The following is an 18,534-nucleotide window of genomic DNA, read 5'->3' as shown; positions in this document are numbered from 1 at the left end:
TTGGTTCTTGACTCTTGATTCTTGGTTCTTGACTCTTGATTCTTGTTTCTTGACTTTCGGTTCTTGACGCTAGCTTTCACCCAATAGCCCGGCGTTATCCTTCAACCCTACCCCCGACAGTTTCCTTCTGAATGATTCGCTAACCAAATAAAATATTTTGTCTGCAGCGTGCTTATAACTTAACCCGTGTTTCCTGATGTTTGAAATGCAGTTGCGTGATTCGTCTGTTAAGCCTGGTTGTGGATTATAAGTAAGATACGCCCCCATGCTATCTGCCGCACTTAACCCTGGACGCTCCCCTATCAATAATATGCTGAACCTGGCTTTTAGCCCCGATGCAATATCATCGCCAATCGCCACCCGCCCATGTTCAACCAGGCAAATTGGGCCGACCGTTAATTTTGCATCCAGCAATTTGGGGATCAATATTTTCAACAAGCTATAGGCATTTCCGTTAACTGCTTCAGCCGAAAGGCCATCTGCAATAATAATTGCAATATCAGGGTTCGTAACGTTGCAGTTAAGCCGTTCTTTGTAATCATCATTCAAGAGCCTGCCAAGGTCGGGCCGTTTCAAATATTTATGCCGATTGGCCGCCTGGCTGTGCAAATGCAACACCGGGAACCCGAACACTTCTAACCTGGTAAATAATCCATCAATATCAAGTGTAGAGTAAACGGCATCCCTTGCGTGCGCGTGTGCCAGCTTAAATTCCATCGATTGTTTTAAAGGGATACTGTTACCTGCTCTTCCAATAGCTATTCGTGCAGCCGTAAATTCACGCAGCGCTGATAATTGTTGTGGGATTTCGATTTCATTTTTCATAAAATCCCTGATAACAGTTTATGCGACGAATTAACCGAGAGTAAATCTCCTTCGCCATTAGTAATACCCTGTTTAATCAGCCATTGTTCAAACTCTGGCGCAGGCTTCAACCCTAATGTTTTTCTTAAATACAAAGCATCATGAAACGATGTAGATTGATAATTGAGCATTATATCATCAGAACCTGGTATCCCCATTATAAAATTACAACCAGCCACCCCCAGTAGGGTAAGCAGGTTATCCATGTCATCCTGGTCGGCTTCTGCATGATTGGTATAGCAAACATCGACACCCATTGGCAAACCGAGCAACTTTCCGCAAAAATGATCTTCGAGGGCAGCCCGGATAATTTGTTTGCCATCATATAGATACTCTGGGCCAATAAAACCTACCACCGTGTTAACTAGCAGCGGCTTATACCTGCGGGCAATGGCATAAGCGCGTACTTCACAAGTCTGTTGGTCTACGCCATGGTGCGCGTTTGCAGAAAGCGAACTCCCCTGCCCCGTTTCGAAATACATCACATTTTGCCCTACAGTTCCACGTTTAAGCGATAAGGTTGCTTCATAGGCCTCATCGAGCAAGGCCAGGCTTACGCCGAAGCTGGTATTGGTCTGCTCAGTACCGCCGATGGATTGAAAACATAAATCAACCGGGGCACCCTGGTTTATTAAATCAAGCGTGGTGGTAATATGGCTAAGTACGCACGATTGCGTTGGAATATCAAACTGTTGGCGCAGTGTATCTATCAAATTTAACAGGTTTAACACGGCAGCCGGGCTATCGGTAGCCGGGTTAATGCCAATACAGGCGTCGCCGCTGCCATATAGCAAGCCATCTATAATGCTTGCGGCAACCCCCTTAGGCTCATCTGTTGGGTGATTTGGCTGCAGGCGCGTTGAAAAATGCCCCCTCAGGCCTATTGTATTCCGAAACTTTGTGATAACCTCACATTTTTTTGCTACCGCGATAAGGTCCTGGTTGCGCATTAGCTTTGACACTGCCGCTGCCATTTCGGGGGTAATGCCGGCTGCTATAGACTCCAAAACGATTTTATCAATCTCGTCGCCTAATAACCAATCGCGAAATTCGCCAACAGTGAAGCTACCTATTAAGCTAAAAGCGGCAACATCATGGCTATCAATTATCAACCGCGTAACTTCGTCTTTTTCATAAGGGATAATAACCTTATTCAAAAAGGTTTTTAAAGTAACATCGGCCAAAGCTATCTGCGCGGCAACCCGTTCCTCATAACTTTCCGCGCATACCCCCGCAAGCGCATCGCCGGTGCGGTATGGCGACGCTTTGGCCAGCAGCGTTTTAAGGTCTTTAAACCTGTAAACCCGGTTTCGAACGGTGAAGCTATACACAATTATACACGATTTAAGGATTTATTGATTTACAGGATTTGTGGCTGGCGCAACCATAAAGTCTTCAATTAACTGCACTTTATGTTTTCCCAGCAGGATAAATAAAATTAATACCAGCGCCAAGCCTTCAAAAAAATAAAGGCTTAATTTAAAATTGTAATAAATAATGGCAACAAATGTTACAGTCGCTATTAACAACGCAATGGCCGGAAATGCTGGGTAAAACGGCGATTTGAACGAACGTTCGAGATTCGGTTCTTTTATCCTCAAAACAAATAAGCTTATCATGCTCATCATATACATTGCAATTGCGCCCATTACCGATAAAACAATTATCTTATTGGTGTCCAATTTATATATGGCAATAAAACTTATTGCTCCCCCGGCAATAATTGCCCAATGTGGCGTTTTGAATTTATGATTAACCATTGATAACCAGCGCGGTAAATACCCGCTTCGGGCCATGGCAAATACCTGCCGGGATGAAGCAAGTATGGTTCCATGAAATGATGCGATTAACCCAAACAAACCAATACTGGCAAATATCTTGGTAAAACTGCTGGCCTTGCCTAAAACAATGCTGATGGCTTCGGGCAAAGGGTAATCAAGTTTGCTAAGTTTGCGCCAGTCGGTAATGCCGCCTGTAAATATCATCACCCCAAAAGCTAAAAATATTAAAGTGGCCAGGCCCGATATATAGCCTTTGGGGATATTCCGTTTGGGGTCTTTTACTTCCTCTGCTACCATAGCAACGCCCTCAATAGCCAGGTAAAACCACACAGCATAAGGCAGTGCCGCAAAAATACCCCTCCAGCCAAAGGGCATGGGGTGGCTTAAAAAATTCTCACTTCTGTAATGTGGAGAAACTATTCCCAAAAATAGAAGCAATTCTGCCACAGCCAGTATGGTAATTATTAAAGAAAACGTTGCCGATTCCTTTACCCCTAAAATATTTATTATAATAAAAACCACGTTAAAAAATAATGCCGAATACAAAACCGGGATATCGTGGTCTAAAAAATTGAGGTACGCGCCTAAGGCAACTGCTATGGCGGGCGTAGCAAACAGGAAGTCGACAAGTGTGGCATAACCTGCAAGTAACCCGCCAAACGGACCCATTGCCCGGTAGGCATATGCGAACGCGCCACCGGCGTGTGGTATAGATGTAGTAAGCTCCGTATAGCTAAAAATAAAAGTGATATACATAATGGTGATGATAACCGTAGCAATTAAGAAGCCGACGGTGCCCGAAACTGCCCAACCCAGGTTCCAGCCGAAATATTCGCCTGATATAACTAAACTCACTGCAATTGCCCATAGATGAATGGGCTTTAATACTCTTTTTAACTGTTCAGTTTTGGCAGCTGTCATAGGGGTGATGGGCTAAATTTATTACCGCCTTAAAATAGTTAAAGACAACGTTATTTCAAAATGGCACGTATTATGTAATAGTTAAGCGGCTGTGCATAAAATTGTAATAAACTTAACAATAATTAAATGCAAAATTGTTAAAACACCTTTACCTTTACGGTGTTGAACAATTACCGTATTAACTGTAATTTGACAATAGAGTATGCTAAATATCACTGTTTCACAAAATGACGATACAAATCTAAGTTTCTCAGCGTTTGAGCAGTATCAGCTCCCGGCTCCGCCTAATGGTGCCGATGCCGAGATTAATAATGATTTGATATTAAAGTTTGAAGACGAGGAAGAAGCGATTATTTATGCCGCGCAACTGGAAAACTTATCAAACGAACTGGATGATAAAAATACTCCACAATATGTGGCGATAAGCAACATTATTATGGCTATCCGCAATGACGAATTTGTACAGAGTTATACAAGATAAAAAACTACTAAAACAATAAATCTTATGTTACGCATCAACATTCCACCCACCGGTAAAACAAGGTTAACCTTTGCTGATTTTAAGAACTACCAACTACCTATTCCATCAAAAGGCATTAAAGAAAAAAGAAACAATGAAACCTCTTTGATTTTTGACAATGAGTACGAGGCAGTTGTTTATGCCGATCAGCTTGAAGAAATGGTTACAAGGGTTAGCAAATCATCACCATTAAAAAATGTACTGCGTGATTTGGTTACAACTATCCGCAATGATGATTCAATCAGAAATTATCTTGAATACTCAACTGTTTACCAGTGGATGAAAAATTGGGTTAGGACTATAAGGTCGGCCATTAAACCATCGCCACTATCGTAAAACGTATACTTTAAAATGTTGCAATAACATAAAACGCGAAAGCCGCCATGGATAAATGGCGGCTTTTGCGTTTTATGATCATTAGAGTCATGTCAATCAAAAATTGGCCGTTGGTCTTGAGTTCTAAATCAGAAAAAGCAAAATTCGACTTAGAGCTTCCGACTAAAGGCTATTGACTTAACATTAGGCTTTCAGCGTACCCGAAATATATTCGTAGCTGCTTTTGATACTGGCCAATGCATCTTTAGGGCCGTCGTGCTCAACAAAAAAATGCTGCATGCCAGATTCTGCTTTATTCGCAAAAATCCTCTTAAAATCTATCGTACCACTTCCAACTGGCAATATGGTGGTATGTGTAGCATCCAAATCTTTCACGTGCCACAACGGGAAGCGGCCGGGATGGTCTTTAAATAATTGAACCGGGTCTTGTCCGCCTTTAACCGCCCAGGCAAGGTCGAGTTCCATTTTAACATTTTTGGCATCGGTTTCTGTTAACAGCATGTGGTATGGCACCTGGCCGTCAACTGCCTTAAATTCCATGTCGTGGTTATGATAACAAAACTGGATACCCGCTTTCTTGCAAGCAACGCCGGTTTTGTTTAATATGTCTATCGATGATTTTATTTCTTCAATTGTACCTGTCGGGGCATTAGCGCAAACCAGGTATTGTATACCACCCTCGGCAGCATCGTCAACAAGTTCCTGCATATTGTCGCGCAGATTTTTCATTGGCGGGATAACCATTGGTTTGCCATCCGGTCCGTTTGGCATTTTCGCACCCGGAGGCATCTTGAACGGCGCGCCCAACACGTGGTGCGATTTCCATTTCATGCCCAAATCATTCACCATGGCTTTAAAGTCCTTTGGTTTCATGCCGTAATAGCCGCCTTTTTTGCTGAAAGCTGATTCCATTTCTTTATAACCAACAGCCGCGATTTTGGTTAAGGTACCTTTTACATCGTCATCAATAATACCGAAGAAGGTAAAAAGCTGTAGCCCTACCGGGTGGGGGGCCATGCCCGAAAGAAGTGAGCCGGCCTTACCTGATAAAGCCAAACCGCCAAGTACCAGTGTACCTGTGCTTTGCAAAAACTTACGCCTGTTGTAATTCATATTGTTTAAATGGTTTTTTAATGTGGTGTAGTAAAGCTAAATGATTAAAATGGGATAAAGAAATTTATTGTGTCATTTTTACACATTGTATTAAATAGTGAGCGATGATAAGAGAATAGTCAATTAGTTGATGGCTTTGCTGTCGCGGGCACTAATGGAAACTGGCGGCTAAATGTTTATAAGTCTAGGTAAAAAGTAATACCTTATTCTTTATCTTTCTGCCTTTAATTTTAAGTTCCCACGGTCTCGAGATGCGTCAAAATAAACTGATAACTGGCCTATTAGCAATAGCATTATTTTCAATTACCGGCTGTAAACAACATGCCCCCCAGCAAACAGACAACAACAACATGGCACTTGGCAACCCCAGCGGCGCCAGCAACTCTCTGTCAAATGCCGATAACTATCTGATAGACCATAAATACTACATTGAAAGCTATAACAGGGACAAGGGCGAACCTAACTGGGTAAGCTGGCATTTGTGCAGCAGCGATTTAGGCCAAACAGACAGGCTAAACAATTTCAGGCCCGACGAAACTTTACCCGATGGCTGGTACGAGGCCGACAATACGAGTTACAAACGAACAGGTTTTGATAAAGGACACAACTGCCCAAGCGGTGATCGTACAAGTTCGACAGACGCAAACTCTGCTACTTTTTTAATGGATAACATCATCCCGCAGGCGCCAAATAACAACGAGCATACTTGGGAGCACCTGGAAAGCTATTGCCGCAACAAAGTGAAAAACGGTAACGAGGTTTACATTATAATGGGCGTTTACGGTAGTGGCGGCACAGGGCGCAGTGGTTATGCAACCACGATTGATAACGGACGGATAAATGTGCCTGCGCACATATGGAAAGTAGTTGTTATTATCCCAGAAGGCGATGATGACTTAAACCGCATTGATGAAACCACGCAGGTAATAGCCATAGATACACCAAACGATAATAATATTACCAATAACTGGATGAATTATACCTGCACGGTAAAAAGCATTGAAGCTGCTACAGGCTATAATTTATTATCGGCGCTGCCCCAAACTGTTCAGCAAACTTTAGAAAATAGAAAATTTACGGGAGGGAATTAAAAACAGGAAACGTCCCGGATATCAATCAGGACATTTCCTGCGCGGAAATATTTTAGCTTTCTACAGCCTCTTCAACATTCTCAACTTTACCAGGCCTGCCATTTTTGAACGCTTTGCGCGGTGTTAACCCCAGCAATTCAAACATGGCCATATCGGTATCAAATGATGGGTTTGGTGTAGTTAATAGTTTCTCGCCGGCAAAAATTGAATTGGCTCCGGCCATAAAGCAAAAGGCTTGTTCAACCAAACTCATTTCGGTGCGGCCCGCAGACAAGCGTACAACTGTTTTTGGCATTATTATACGGGTGGTAGCAATCATTCGTACCATATCCCACACAGACACACGTGGTTGGTCGGCAAGCGGGGTGCCTTGTACCGGTACCAAAGCATTAATTGGAACCGATTCCGGGTGCTTAGGCAGATTTGACAATGTTTTAAGCATTGATATCCTGTCTTCCACTGTTTCGCCCAAGCCGATAATACCGCCGCTGCAAACGGTTAGTTTTGCTTTGCGCACGTGTTCCAATGTTTTCAAGCGGTCGTCGTAAGTACGGGTAGTGATGATGCGTTTGTAGTCATCTTCAGATGTATCTAAATTATGGTTATAGGCATAAAGACCTGCATCTGCTAAACGCTGGGCCTGGTGTTCATTAAGCATACCTAGCGTGCAACAAACTTCCATATCCAGTTCATTAACTGCTTTTACCATATCGATCACCTTGTCGAAGTCGCGATTATCGCGCACCTCGCGCCAGGCAGCGCCCATGCAAAGGCGCGAGGCACCACCGTCTTTTGCTTTTTGGGCCGCAAGTATGACTTCGTTTACAGGCATAATGGCATGCACATCAACACCAGTGTTGTAACGTGCAGCTTGCGGGCAATAGGCACAATCCTCGGGGCAACCGCCAGTTTTTATTGATATCAACGAGCTGATCTGCACTTCAGAGTAGTCCTTATTTTCACGGTGTACCGTTGCTGCTTCGTAAACAAGGTCCAGTAGCGGCCTGTGATATATTTCGGCTATTTCTTCTTTTGTCCAGTTATATCTTACTTCGGTCATTGTGTATTCTTATTTGATGTATCGATTTTGGGGTAAATATCTTTATTTTTTAATGATGATGCAGCAACAATTTGGTTGCAAACCATAGTGGCAATAAAAAGCCGGCACAGTCAGTAAATGTTGTTATGATGATCGATGATGCAACCGCCGGATCGATACCTACTCGTTTCAGCACTAGCGGTATTGAAGCCCCGGTCAATCCGGCTACAACCAGGTTGCCGGTCATCGCCAAAAACAAAACGAGGCCAAGCATAGGGTCTGCATCGTAAAAAAGGGCGATGAAGAATACGATAAGACCGTTGGCGGCGCCGTTTAACAGGCCTACCAAAAACTCTTTTAATACTGTGTTATAAGCTTGTTTATCGCTAAGGTCGCTTAATGATATACGTCGTACTGTAACCGCCAGGGCCTGTGTGGCTGAGTTACCACCCATGCCGGCAATAATAGTCATGTATGCTGCTATTGATGGCAATTGCTTAACCGTAGCATCAAAATGCCGGATCACCGAAGCGGCAAGATAAGCGGTGGCGAGGTTGATAACCAACCACGGCAAACGGCTCCTTACCGCATCTTTCCAATTACCGCTCAATTCCTCATCCTCAGATACACCGCTGATTTTCAATATATCTTCGGTGCTTTCCTGCTCCATTACATCCATGATGTCATCGACCGTAACACGGCCAAGCAGTTTCATGTTATCGTCAACAACAGGTATGGTTGTAAGGTTATATTGCGAAATCAGGCTGGCCACATCTTCCTGGTCGAGTTCGGCTTTAACATATATAAAGTCGGTATTTACCAAATCGCGTACGTGGGCGTCGGGTCGCGCTTTTAATATTGATTTTACTGATAAAATCCCTTGTAAAATATCGGCATCATCAACCACATAAATGGTATAAAACTCCTCCATCTCTTCCGATTGGCGGATAATCTCGTCCAGCGCGTCTTTCTTATCAAGGTTAATATTCACCTTAATAATCTCGGAGTTCATTAGTCCGCCCGCAGTATCCTCATCGTACTTTAACAGCGCACGGATACTGTCAGCATCGTCCTGGTCGAGGTCTTCTAATATTTCCTGCTGCTCGTCTTCGTCAAGCTGCGAGATAATATCCGTGGCATCATCATAATCCAGCTCCTCAATAATCTCCGAACGTTTCTCCGGGTGGAGACCGATAAGCAGCTCACCGGGGTCCTGCTCCTCGTGCATCTCGGATATTACTTCCGAGGCAACATCAGTAGGCAGGATATTTATTATACGCTCCTTTGCCTCTTGCGGAAGTTTTTCAAAAAGCAAAGCAATCTCCGAAGCGTGATATTCCTTCAGAACCAGTTCTAACTCAGCATCATCACCCTCAAGTGCGGTTTCAATGCGCAGTAAGTCAGACTTATCTATTTCAAAAGATTGCATACGCGACTAAATTACATATTTATGCCGCAAAACCTTGAATAAAAACACCCCGATTCGATGAAAATATCAACATTTATAGGCTATGCACATATTTGGCAACCACGCCGTTCAGCTTGCCTATTTTAGCCAGAGTTTGGTTAACCTGCATTTTACGGATGGAAATAGTGATACTGCAATTATTATCAAATGATTGTTCAATTATAGCCAGGTTATCTTCTTTAATTAGCCGCATTATATCGTTCATCTGCAGGTAATCAAATTCAATGCTATAAATATCGTTCACCGTTTTTTCGACGATAACAGCCTGCTGCAATGCTTCTTCGGTGGCTGCTTTGTAGGCGTTTATTAATCCAGGGACGCCCAACAACGTACCGCCAAAATAACGTACTACAACAACAGCAATGTTAGTTAAATCGCGGGAAAGTAAAGTATTCAGTATTGGCCGGCCGGCGGTGCCTGAGGGTTCGCCATCATCATTGATGCGGAAGATGGAACGATCAGGGGTTAAACGCATGGCCCAGCAGTGGTGATTTGCTTTGGAATGCTCCGCTTTCAATTGAGCCAGGTAGTTTTTTAGCTCGGTTTCATTATTCACAGGGTAAGCAAATGCCAGGAATTTACTCCCGCGGTCGCGAAACAGGCCTTCGACTGGTTTTTCGATGGTGCGATAGGTATCGTCAAAAAGCATTAATGAGCAAATAGTTTAGTAAAAAAGTCGGGGTAATAAATAACAAAAATGGCGAGAATAGCTAACAGCAGCCCGATTTTATTGAAAAGACTTAGTTTTTCTTTAAAAATAATTACGCCCACCAGTGTGCCAACAATGATAACGCCTACGTTCATCGACGCAAAAACAATCGACGGATTTTTAGCCAACGACTGGTGCGCTTTTATATAAAACAGGATATTACCGAAATTGGCTATACCCAGCACCCAGCCTATTAAAATATGCGGCCACGAAAAACGCATAGTTTTTTTAAAAACCTGGTAAAACAAGCCAATTAAAGCCAGTATAAAGGCAAGGGTATATACAATAAATAACGAGGTACCTATTGTTAATTGTGAAACCTGTTTTAATAAAACATCGATAATACCCATACCGATAAATACCGCCAATAAATAAATCCATGAACTGGCGCCGGCTTTCCTCTCGCGTGTTTGTTTTTGCCACGGAATAAGGCAAATTACAGCTACAAGCCCAACTATTAAACCAACCAGCCTGGCAGTTGTAGCAACTTCGTTAAATAGTAAAAAGGCCGCGGCAATAGGAATAAAAAGCGATAAACGCTGGGCTGCATCAGTGCGCACTATACCGTTTGATTTAACAGATGCAGCAATTATTACGAATAACAGCGGCAGCAACAAACCCAGCAGGCCTAGCAGCGCGAACGGCGCATTAGACAGATGATTTAGCTGTGGTTTTAAAAACAGCCAGGTAAGCACTATCGCTATAGAGTAGTTCCAGGTTATCGCCTGGTAAACGTCGATATGGTAGCGTTTTGCCAGCTTAAACATTACTGACACAGTTACACTAAAGCAAATACTTATAAAAACGTAGAGCATTTATTTTTTAGGTTAATTAAGTTGATAGCGTTGGATTGGGTTGATTAAGTTAGTTCAATTATTGATTTACAATAATCTTTAGCTTATCCACGCCCACCAAGTATTCGCCCGTTATATGTCCGTTTATTGCAGGCGCTTTTATTCCCTGTTTTAATTCTTTTTCACCTGTAAAAATACGTGCTTCGTCCCATAATCCGGCTTCAATAAAACTATTTAATGTTTTAGCGCCGCCTTCAATAATTACTGATTGTATGTCCTGCAGGTATAATTGGAATAAAATGTACTGGGGTACGTACCTTTCAAAATCTTCGAGCGCAATATACTTGTTTTTGCCGTCAACATCAGTTTTCACCTCGTTAAATATAAAGGTCTCGACAGACTGGTCGAATAAATTCAAATCAGGATTTAGTTCTAATCGTCGGTCTATAACCACTCTTTTTGGCGCCTTGCCTTGTGCATAACGCACGTTCAATTGCGGGTTATCTATGGCCGCCGTTTTTTTGCCAACCAATATGGCATCCTCTTCCGTACGCCATTGGTGTACCAGTTTACGCGCTTCGGGGCCGGTTATCCAAAACTGGCTGTTATCGACAGGTGCAAAAAAACCATCGGGTGTTTGCGCCCATTTTAGTATGATATAAGGCCGGTGCTTTTGTACACGCGTAAAAAAACAGCGGTTAAGCCATTGGCATTCAGCCTGTAAAATACCTAAGGTTACATTAACACCTGCGGCCTGTAATTTCTCTATTCCTTTGCCATCAACCTGTGCAAACGGGTCGCGGCAGCCGATAACTACGTTTGGTATTTGGTGCTTAATTATTAAATCGGCACAGGGTGGTGTTTTGCCGTAATGTGCACAGGGCTCCAGCGAAACATAAATGGTGGACTGTTGTAGCAGTTCGGCTGAATTTGGAAACTTATTAATTACCTGGTTGATGGCATTAACCTCAGCATGGGCTTCGCCATACTTTTGGTGATACCCCTCGCCTATTATTTTGTCATCCAGCACAACAACGGCGCCCACCATCGGGTTTGGGCTAACAGCGCCAAGACCCAATGCAGCCAGCTCCAAACAGCGGCGCATATATTTTTCGTGTTGTACCATGCTGCAAAAGTAGCTTTTATGTTACTTTGTTGAATGAAAACTATAAAGGATGTTTTTGAGAATTACAAAAGGATGTTAAAAGACATTTACGACCCCAACGAAATAGAAGCAATAACACTTTTGGTAATCAACGAAATATGTAATTTATCAAAAGCAAAAATAAAGGCCTTCCCCGAAACCGAAATACCCGTTGAGCAGAGCGAAAAACTAAACCATATCCTCGAAGAACTGAAAACCGGCAAACCTGTACAATACATATTGGGCAAAACAGAATTTTATGGTCTGCCTTTTTATGTAAACCCGTCCGTACTTATCCCGCGCCCGGAGACAGAGGAATTAGTTGAATGGGCGTTGGAGTCAGTTGGCAGTCGGCAGTCGGCAGTTGGCAGTATTTTAGATATCGGGACAGGCAGTGGTTGCATCGCCGTTAGCTTAAAGAAAAATTTGCCCGGTTTTAAAGTTTCGGCTATTGATATTTCTGAGCAGGCATTGCAAACTGCAGCATCAAATGCCGTGCTCAACAATGTTGATATTGAATTCATTAAGCATGATATCCTGAATATCAAATCCGAAATCAAGATTCCGAAATCCGAAATTATTATCTCTAATCCCCCCTATGTCACCCTGCACGACAAAACCCAGATGCACGCCAACGTAACCGATTTTGAGCCGCATACAGCGCTGTTTGTTCCGGAAAACGACCCGTTGATATTCTATAAATCCATTGCCGATTTTGCAGTACTCAATCTAACTGAAAACGGGTTTTTGTTTTTCGAGATAAATGAGAGTTATGGAAAGCAAACGGTTGATCTTTTAAATGATAAAGGTTTTAAAAACATTGAGTTAAGGAAAGATATGAGCGGACGGAACAGGATAGTGAAGGCAGTAAATAGTGGTAGTGGTGAGTAGCAATCAAAAATAGAAAACTGCTACTAATTCCTGCTACTAACTTACGACCTCGGATGAAACTGTATAATCGTCCCTTTCAAATACTCCCTATCCAAATGCGTGTAAATCTCGGTCGTAGTAATGCTTTCATGCCCCAGCATTTCCTGCACAGCGCGCAAATCTGCTCCGCCTTCAACCAAGTGGGTGGCAAACGAGTGCCGGAAGGTGTGCGGACTAATAGTTTTATTTATCCCGGTAAGCTCAGCTAATTGTTTGATAACCATAAATATATAAACCCGGCTAAGCCTTGCCCCCCTGCGATTTAAAAACACAAGGTCTTCCTCCCCTTTTTTAATGGTGATATGCACGCGGATATTCTCAATCCATATTTTCAAAGCCTTTATTGCCGAACCGCCAATTGGCACCAACCGCTCTTTACTGCCTTTTCCGGTTACTTTGATAAACTCAATATCGAGGTATAAATTGGATAGTTTTAGTTCTGTAAGCTCAGATACGCGCAGGCCGCAGCCATAAAGCACTTCTAATATGGCCTTATTTCGCCCGCCTTCAGGTTTTGACAAGTCAATCGCATCAATCAGCTTATTAATCTCTTCAATACTTAAAGTATCGGGCAGTTTACGCTGTATTTTGGGCGATTCAAGCAATTCTGATGGGTCGCTTTTTATCATATCCTCCATCAGCAGGTATTTATAAAACGCCTTGATACCCGACATAATGCGGGCCTGGCTTGATGGTATCATCCCCAATTCGGCGGCCCAAACAATAAACAGGCGCAAATCGGCCAACTTAATATTTTCCGGATTGCGCTTAAATCCCTCACTGTCAGCAAATTGAAACAGCTTTTCTATGTCCCTGCTATAGGCCTCGATGGAGTTGCCCGAAAGCGATTTCTCTAACTTTAAATACGATTGAAAACCTTTTATTGCCGAACGCCAATCCACCCTGTTTTTTTTAATGTTTTTAATTAAGTTTGAGGTGATGAAGATACAAATTATAAACGGCCCCAATTTAAACCTGCTCGGCGTTCGCGAAAAATCAATTTACGGCAATACCGATTTTGAAAGCTATTTGACCGATTTGCGTAAGCGCTATCCTGTTGTTGAAATCGACTATTACCAGAGCAATGTTGAGGGTGAAATTATAAATAAAATTCACGAGGTTGGTTTTGTAAACGATGGTATCGTCATCAATGCCGGCGCGTATACCCACACTTCTATTGCTATTGCCGATGCCATTGCCGCCATAAAATCACCGGTTATTGAAGTGCATATATCCAATGTATATAAACGCGAAGAATTCAGGCACCACTCCATGCTTGCGGCCAGCTGTAAAGGCGTTATTGCCGGTTTTGGAATGGATTCGTACCGTCTTGCTGTTGAAAATCTCATCAATCCTTAATCTATATTCGTCCCGATGCGCAAAATAATTAAACTTACCCCGCTAATTATATTTTTACTGGCAGATCTTTTCGCCGGCAATGCCCTTGGTCAGGAGAAAACCAAAAAACAGGAGCGGTCGAAAAGAGACGCTGAAAAGCATCGTATGCGTTCGCGCGATTCGCTACTGCGCACATTCAACAGGGCCGACACCTCAATTAATGCCTTCCTGCAGCGTGTTGAGCATTACACATCTACTTTCAACCAGATAAACAACAGCTTATCCGAAGGACTGGACACGGGCGACGTGAGCACGGGCTTCCCTGCTGTTATGCGGCGGATCAATAAAATCGATAGCTTGACAAAAACCCACAAGTCGAGCACCTTGCGATACCTGGCTGTACTACGTGATAATTTGGACCACTTGCAGGACAAACTTACCGGCTGGCAGGACGATCTGGAAGCTGTAAGCGCCAAATTGATCGCGAACCAGCATGAGCTTATAAAATTTGACAAGGATACGTCGCTCAATATCGTACCGTACGACAGTGTAATCAGGAGCACATATTTTGAACAGCGGGGCATTACCAGGCACCTTTATTATGTGACCGACACTACAAACAGGGCTAACCTGGTAAAAGTAAACCAGCTACAGGATAAAGTAACAGTAGCATTTACACGTGTCATGGATGCTACCGATCAGATAGATCTCAAAATACGACGCTTTGCAGCCCGCGCCTTTGCCGGCGAAGCTGATAATATACTGAAGCCATCGTTACAAGTTGCTGATTTTAAAACTGCCCTCAAGGGCACAGTTCGGCTTAATGGCATACTGTATAACTATTTCATCAAGTCGGATACGACCATTCATTATATATGCCTTTTCTCACTATTAATTATGCTGGGCTGGGTGTTTTACGTGCGCAGGCGCACATTACGCAGTATTGAAAACCCCGATGAGATATTGGGGCAGGCAAATTACATCCGGCGCAACCCTTTAGTTTCTGCGTTGCTTGTTACGGTGGCGATAGTGCCCTATTTCTATGATCACCCGCCGGTTGTTTTTTTGGAGACGCTATTCCTGGTTTCGATGATCTGCACACTCATCCTGATTAAAAGGCACTTCCTTCCCGAAACATTTAATTTTCTTTGCGGCCTGTTCCTTTTAGGCATAATCTACGGGGCAAGTAACCTTTTTATACAAATCACCAATATCGACAGGTATGTGATTTTATTGCTAAGTATTATATCTATTATTTCGGGTTGGATAATTTTTAAAAGCGCGAAAAAGACGTCCAGCGACCATATCCCCCATACCTGCACTGCACTTCGCATATTTATCGGTCTGCACATTATCTCCCTGATTCTAAATTTAACAGGAAGGTTCAGCTTGGCTAAAATCATCGGCATCACAGCGGTATTTAACCTTTGGTTTGCCGTAATCCTGTTTTTTGTCGTGCAGATAATTATCCAGGGGTTGTTTTTACAATTCCAGGTAAAAAAGGATAGCAAGAGCATCATAGCCTACCTGGATTACGCCTTATTGCAAAAAAAGTTCAGAAAAGTACTGATTACGCTTGCAACACTGCTCTGGCTGTTTTTTTTACTCCAAAACCTAAACATAGATGACTGGGTGGCCGACATGGTTAGCGATTTGTTAAGCCAACAGCGAACTGTTGGGGGTGCTTCGTTTACGTTTTCGGGCTTCGTTACTTTTATTTTGGTGGTTTGGCTTTCATCCATCGTGTCAAAAGTGATAAGTTATTTTTATGATGTTTCATCGCAGCGCGTAAGCGACTTGTCCATAGCCAAAAAGAAAAATCAGACCTCTGCCCTGCTGATCAGGATTGGCGTATTTTCACTTGGCTTTTTGCTGGCTGTGGCAGCGTCGGGTTTCCCGCTCGAGAAATTGACCATCATCATCAGTGCATTTGGCGTAGGTATTGGTTTTGGTTTACAAAATATTGTAAACAACCTGGTATCGGGTATAATTCTTGCCTTTGAAAAGCCCATCCAGATCGGTGATTTGATAGAGGTTGATAACAAAACGGGGCGGATGAAGGAAATAGGCATCCGGTCGAGCAAAATAATGACCAGCGATGGCGCTGAGGTAATAATACCTAACGGCGACCTGATATCGCAACACGTTATAAACTGGACGTTAAGCAATAATTACCGTCGTATAGACCTGGTGATAAACGTTGCCCATGGGATGGATATTAACAAGGTTGAAAACATTTTGCGGGATATTATAAGTACCCATGCGGAGGTTATACAAACGCCCACGCCCTTGATTTTCATTGATAAATACAGTGACGAATCGGTTGATTTTAAAATGCTTTTTTGGGTTATTGCAGATAATACCAAAGCTCTTTTGTTGAAGAGCGATTTAATGGCCAAAATTTACGGCGCATTTGACGAAAAATGCGTTGAAATACCATCCGACAAAAAAGATGTAAACCTGCGTTTCCCTGATGGTGTCCCCGTTTTAAGCATAGCCAGCAAGGTACAGGCTGGAGAAAAGAAGAAGGATACTAATAAAACAGATCCCGGTCAAGCTCAGTAAAGTGGCGTTTCTTTTTTACAAAAAAAGCCCACACCAGGCTGCCTTTGTACATGCCTTTTTTATTGGGCGATGCACTATGGCTAATTTCCGCGCGTTTGGTTTTATTCTTTTTAAATAACCCAAGCACAAAGTTCTGGTGTGCCCGGCTTACAGCCCAGGCATCCCTGCGCTTGCCTTCGCTTAAAAACCTGAACAGTGCCAATAAATCCATCCAAATACGGACAATAATAACAAAAGTGGCGCGCCAAAACGGTAGGTTATTGGCCAGCAGTAATAAATTGTTCCTGAAATTGAGATAGGTTTTAAACGGGTTCTCAACGTTTAACGTACCGCCACCTAAGTGAAACACTTCAGATTCGGCGCAATAAATAACCTTGTAACCCATATTTTTTAAGCGCCAGCACAAATCTATTTCTTCCATGTGGGCAAAAAAACGTTCGTCAAAACCACCCGCGTCGCGCCAGCATTTACTTTTTACAAACATAGCTGCTCCCGTAGCCCAAAACACCTCGCCCGATTGCTGGTATTGCCCGTTATCCTGTTCTATCTCGTAAAAAATGCGCCCCTGACAAAACGGGTAACCGTAGATGTCGATAAATCCTCCCGCTGCGCCTGCATGTTCGAAATATTCTTTTTGATTATAAGCCCTTATTTTCGGCGCTGCTGCGGCAATCAGCGGGTCGCTTTCCATAAGCTCGATAACCGGTGTTATCCACCCGGACGAAACTTCAACATCGGAGTTTAATAAAATGTAATAGTCAGCCTCAACTTTAGCCAACACACGGTTGTAGCCGCCTGTAAAACCATAGTTATCATCGTTTTGGATAACCTGGATAGATGGGTATTCCTGCCGTATAAATTCAACAGAGCCATCGGTTGAGGCATTGTCCCCTACGATGATATCGAGGTTAGGATAAACAGAACTTAATACCGAGGGCAAGAATTCGCGAAGGTGCTTAATACCGTTCCAGTTTAAAATAACTACGGCAACTTTGGGTATATTACTCATTTTTGTACATCCTCCGGCTTAATTTTCCACCTCCGGTGAGACCATAGCCAGTATTCGGGTTTTTCTCTAATTAATTGTTCAAGGTACCTTACGTGTATTTCTGTTATCTCGTAAGGCTTGGTTTTTTCGGGTTCTTCAACTAAAGGCACAAAGGTATAAGTATAATGCCCTCTTTTTACTAAATCTATCCTATAAAATATAACCACGCTGTTTACTACTTTGGTCAATTTTTCAACTCCAAGAAAGACTGCAGTGGGTTGGTTCAAAAATTCAATAAAATATTTGGCATCCTCCCGCGTAGGTGTTTGGTCTGATGCCAGTACCGTAATGGTCAGTTCGTTTTTAAACTCAATCATTTTGCGCAGTGTTTGCCGCATGGAAATCATGGTAGCGCCAAACCTTGAGCGGGTCCGGTTAAAAAAGTCAGTAAAAACCTCGTTCGATTGCGGCTTGTAAACAATCATCCTCCGGCGGGTGGTTAAAAACCCAAAGCTCAAACAAGCCATTTCCCAATTAGCATAGTGTCCCGCTGCGGCTATAATGCTTCTCCCCTGGTCGAAATAATGCTCTAGCAATTCGGGATTGGTGCATATCATCCGTTTTTTAACCGACTTGCGCGACATACTTACCGATTTAATGGTTTCAATCATCAAATCAGCCATATACTTGAAGTATTTTTTTTCTATCGCTTTGCGCTCTGTTTCCGTTTTTTCGGGGAACGAATTGCTAAGGTTCTCCTGTACAACTTTGCGGCGGTAGCCTGTTATGTAGTAAAGTATTACATATAGCAGGTCGGCTATTAGGTATAAAAACCAAAAGGGAAGCAGCGAAACCAGGTATAAAAAGAATGTACCTAATCTTGAAAGCCCTTTTTTTATCATTATTTTCGTCCGATTTTTGGTACAAACATAA

General features: G+C 42.8%; 18 protein-coding genes. 6 read left to right on the top strand and 12 right to left on the bottom strand.

The genetic code is table 11. The annotated features are described in order from the left end of the window. Positions 1-69: 69 nt before the first annotated feature. From eutC to eat, 3 genes are read right to left on the bottom strand one after another with little or no spacing between them, the layout of a single operon-like run. Positions 70-825: an ethanolamine ammonia-lyase subunit EutC gene (eutC, locus tag Q0R52_RS21530; protein ID WP_295798360.1), complete on the bottom strand. Its 756-nt coding sequence runs from the start codon at positions 823-825 to the stop codon at positions 70-72. Then, complete coding sequence (locus tag Q0R52_RS21525; protein ID WP_295798357.1) at positions 822-2,195, bottom strand: ethanolamine ammonia-lyase subunit EutB; 1,374 nt, start codon at positions 2,193-2,195, stop codon at positions 822-824. The genes eutC and Q0R52_RS21525 overlap by 4 nt, the downstream gene beginning before the upstream one ends. A 21-nt stretch (positions 2,196-2,216) precedes the next feature. Continuing rightward, on the bottom strand, positions 2,217-3,566 hold the full coding sequence (eat, locus tag Q0R52_RS21520; protein ID WP_295798354.1) for an ethanolamine permease: 1,350 nt from the start codon (positions 3,564-3,566) through the stop codon (positions 2,217-2,219). A 202-nt stretch (positions 3,567-3,768) separates the two neighbouring features. Between eat and Q0R52_RS21515 the strand changes: the two genes are divergently transcribed. After that, positions 3,769-4,047 (top strand): hypothetical protein, encoded by a 279-nt coding sequence (locus Q0R52_RS21515; protein WP_295798352.1) that lies wholly within the window; start codon positions 3,769-3,771, stop codon positions 4,045-4,047. Between the two features lie 24 nt (positions 4,048-4,071). Further along, positions 4,072-4,422: a hypothetical protein gene (locus tag Q0R52_RS21510; protein WP_295798350.1), complete on the top strand. Its 351-nt coding sequence runs from the start codon at positions 4,072-4,074 to the stop codon at positions 4,420-4,422. A gap of 183 nt (positions 4,423-4,605) precedes the next feature. On the opposite strand, the gene Q0R52_RS21505 is transcribed toward Q0R52_RS21510, so the two are convergent. After that, positions 4,606-5,535 carry a sugar phosphate isomerase/epimerase gene (locus Q0R52_RS21505; RefSeq protein ID WP_295798347.1) on the bottom strand — a complete coding sequence of 310 codons (930 nt, stop codon included), beginning with the start codon at positions 5,533-5,535 and terminating at the stop codon, positions 4,606-4,608. A gap of 251 nt (positions 5,536-5,786) precedes the next feature. On the opposite strand from Q0R52_RS21505, the gene Q0R52_RS21500 reads away from it, so the two are divergent. Continuing rightward, positions 5,787-6,626: a DNA/RNA non-specific endonuclease gene (locus Q0R52_RS21500; protein WP_295798346.1), complete on the top strand. Its 840-nt coding sequence runs from the start codon at positions 5,787-5,789 to the stop codon at positions 6,624-6,626. Positions 6,627-6,678: 52 nt separating this feature from the next. Here Q0R52_RS21500 and bioB read toward each other — a convergent pair whose 3' ends face one another. The 5 genes from bioB to ribD form a co-directional block, all read right to left on the bottom strand. Continuing rightward, positions 6,679-7,686 (bottom strand): biotin synthase BioB, encoded by a 1,008-nt coding sequence (bioB, locus tag Q0R52_RS21495; protein ID WP_295798342.1) that lies wholly within the window; start codon positions 7,684-7,686, stop codon positions 6,679-6,681. Between the two features lie 49 nt (positions 7,687-7,735). Then, positions 7,736-9,094, bottom strand: a complete 1,359-nt coding sequence (gene mgtE / locus Q0R52_RS21490) for a magnesium transporter (protein WP_295798340.1) — start codon at positions 9,092-9,094, stop codon at positions 7,736-7,738. Between the two features lie 73 nt (positions 9,095-9,167). Next, a complete protein-coding gene (locus Q0R52_RS21485; protein WP_295798338.1) occupies positions 9,168-9,782 on the bottom strand; it encodes a YigZ family protein in 615 nt (204 codons plus the stop codon). After that, positions 9,782-10,657, bottom strand: a complete 876-nt coding sequence (locus Q0R52_RS21480; RefSeq protein ID WP_295798334.1) for an EamA/RhaT family transporter — start codon at positions 10,655-10,657, stop codon at positions 9,782-9,784. The genes Q0R52_RS21485 and Q0R52_RS21480 overlap by 1 nt, the downstream gene beginning before the upstream one ends. 58 nt (positions 10,658-10,715) lie before the next feature. Beyond that, entirely contained in the window at positions 10,716-11,762 is a 1,047-nt protein-coding gene (gene ribD, locus Q0R52_RS21475) for a bifunctional diaminohydroxyphosphoribosylaminopyrimidine deaminase/5-amino-6-(5-phosphoribosylamino)uracil reductase RibD (RefSeq protein ID WP_295798331.1), read from the bottom strand. A gap of 33 nt (positions 11,763-11,795) precedes the next feature. On the opposite strand from ribD, the gene prmC reads away from it, so the two are divergent. After that, complete coding sequence (prmC, locus tag Q0R52_RS21470) at positions 11,796-12,671, top strand: peptide chain release factor N(5)-glutamine methyltransferase (RefSeq protein WP_295798329.1); 876 nt, start codon at positions 11,796-11,798, stop codon at positions 12,669-12,671. A gap of 41 nt (positions 12,672-12,712) precedes the next feature. Here prmC and xerD read toward each other — a convergent pair whose 3' ends face one another. Next, positions 12,713-13,612, bottom strand: a complete 900-nt coding sequence (gene xerD / locus Q0R52_RS21465; RefSeq protein WP_295798327.1) for a site-specific tyrosine recombinase XerD — start codon at positions 13,610-13,612, stop codon at positions 12,713-12,715. A 37-nt stretch (positions 13,613-13,649) separates the two neighbouring features. Between xerD and aroQ the strand changes: the two genes are divergently transcribed. Together aroQ and Q0R52_RS21455 are read left to right on the top strand one after the other, a co-directional pair. Continuing rightward, entirely contained in the window at positions 13,650-14,069 is a 420-nt protein-coding gene (gene aroQ / locus Q0R52_RS21460) for a type II 3-dehydroquinate dehydratase (protein ID WP_295798324.1), read from the top strand. A 15-nt stretch (positions 14,070-14,084) separates the two neighbouring features. Beyond that, positions 14,085-16,613, top strand: a complete 2,529-nt coding sequence (locus tag Q0R52_RS21455) for a mechanosensitive ion channel domain-containing protein (RefSeq protein WP_295798321.1) — start codon at positions 14,085-14,087, stop codon at positions 16,611-16,613. On the opposite strand, the gene Q0R52_RS21450 is transcribed toward Q0R52_RS21455, so the two are convergent. Both Q0R52_RS21450 and Q0R52_RS21445 read right to left on the bottom strand, forming a co-directional pair. Next, positions 16,582-17,622 carry a glycosyltransferase family 2 protein gene (locus tag Q0R52_RS21450; protein ID WP_295798318.1) on the bottom strand — a complete coding sequence of 347 codons (1,041 nt, stop codon included), beginning with the start codon at positions 17,620-17,622 and terminating at the stop codon, positions 16,582-16,584. The genes Q0R52_RS21455 and Q0R52_RS21450 overlap by 32 nt on opposite strands. After that, a complete protein-coding gene (locus Q0R52_RS21445) occupies positions 17,619-18,503 on the bottom strand; it encodes a lysophospholipid acyltransferase family protein (protein ID WP_295798316.1) in 885 nt (294 codons plus the stop codon). The genes Q0R52_RS21450 and Q0R52_RS21445 overlap by 4 nt, the downstream gene beginning before the upstream one ends. Positions 18,504-18,534: the final 31 nt, after the last annotated feature.

Source organism: Mucilaginibacter sp. (genome assembly GCF_025359345.1).
Taxonomy (GTDB): Bacteria; Bacteroidota; Bacteroidia; order Sphingobacteriales; family Sphingobacteriaceae; genus Mucilaginibacter.
The sequence above is the reverse complement of the archived record's forward strand: the minus strand, read 5'-3'. Positions and strand labels throughout refer to the sequence as shown.

What these genes read in the sequence shown, in the direction of transcription:
- Q0R52_RS21450 (WP_295798318.1), bottom strand. Translation starts at nt 17,622, where the DNA reads ATGAGTAATATACCCAAAGTTGCCGTAGTTATTTTAAACTGGAACGGT.
- Q0R52_RS21485 (WP_295798338.1), bottom strand. Translation starts at nt 9,782, where the DNA reads ATGCTTTTTGACGATACCTATCGCACCATCGAAAAACCAGTCGAAGGC.
- eat (WP_295798354.1), bottom strand. Translation starts at nt 3,566, where the DNA reads ATGACAGCTGCCAAAACTGAACAGTTAAAAAGAGTATTAAAGCCCATT.
- eutC (WP_295798360.1), bottom strand. Translation starts at nt 825, where the DNA reads ATGAAAAATGAAATCGAAATCCCACAACAATTATCAGCGCTGCGTGAA.
- Q0R52_RS21510 (WP_295798350.1), top strand. Translation starts at nt 4,072, where the DNA reads ATGTTACGCATCAACATTCCACCCACCGGTAAAACAAGGTTAACCTTT.
- aroQ (WP_295798324.1), top strand. Translation starts at nt 13,650, where the DNA reads ATGAAGATACAAATTATAAACGGCCCCAATTTAAACCTGCTCGGCGTT.
- ribD (WP_295798331.1), bottom strand. Translation starts at nt 11,762, where the DNA reads ATGGTACAACACGAAAAATATATGCGCCGCTGTTTGGAGCTGGCTGCA.
- Q0R52_RS21445 (WP_295798316.1), bottom strand. Translation starts at nt 18,503, where the DNA reads ATGATAAAAAAAGGGCTTTCAAGATTAGGTACATTCTTTTTATACCTG.
- mgtE (WP_295798340.1), bottom strand. Translation starts at nt 9,094, where the DNA reads ATGCAATCTTTTGAAATAGATAAGTCTGACTTACTGCGCATTGAAACC.
- prmC (WP_295798329.1), top strand. Translation starts at nt 11,796, where the DNA reads ATGAAAACTATAAAGGATGTTTTTGAGAATTACAAAAGGATGTTAAAA.
- Q0R52_RS21515 (WP_295798352.1), top strand. Translation starts at nt 3,769, where the DNA reads ATGCTAAATATCACTGTTTCACAAAATGACGATACAAATCTAAGTTTC.
- Q0R52_RS21500 (WP_295798346.1), top strand. Translation starts at nt 5,787, where the DNA reads ATGCGTCAAAATAAACTGATAACTGGCCTATTAGCAATAGCATTATTT.
- Q0R52_RS21505 (WP_295798347.1), bottom strand. Translation starts at nt 5,535, where the DNA reads ATGAATTACAACAGGCGTAAGTTTTTGCAAAGCACAGGTACACTGGTA.
- Q0R52_RS21455 (WP_295798321.1), top strand. Translation starts at nt 14,085, where the DNA reads ATGCGCAAAATAATTAAACTTACCCCGCTAATTATATTTTTACTGGCA.
- Q0R52_RS21480 (WP_295798334.1), bottom strand. Translation starts at nt 10,657, where the DNA reads ATGCTCTACGTTTTTATAAGTATTTGCTTTAGTGTAACTGTGTCAGTA.
- bioB (WP_295798342.1), bottom strand. Translation starts at nt 7,686, where the DNA reads ATGACCGAAGTAAGATATAACTGGACAAAAGAAGAAATAGCCGAAATA.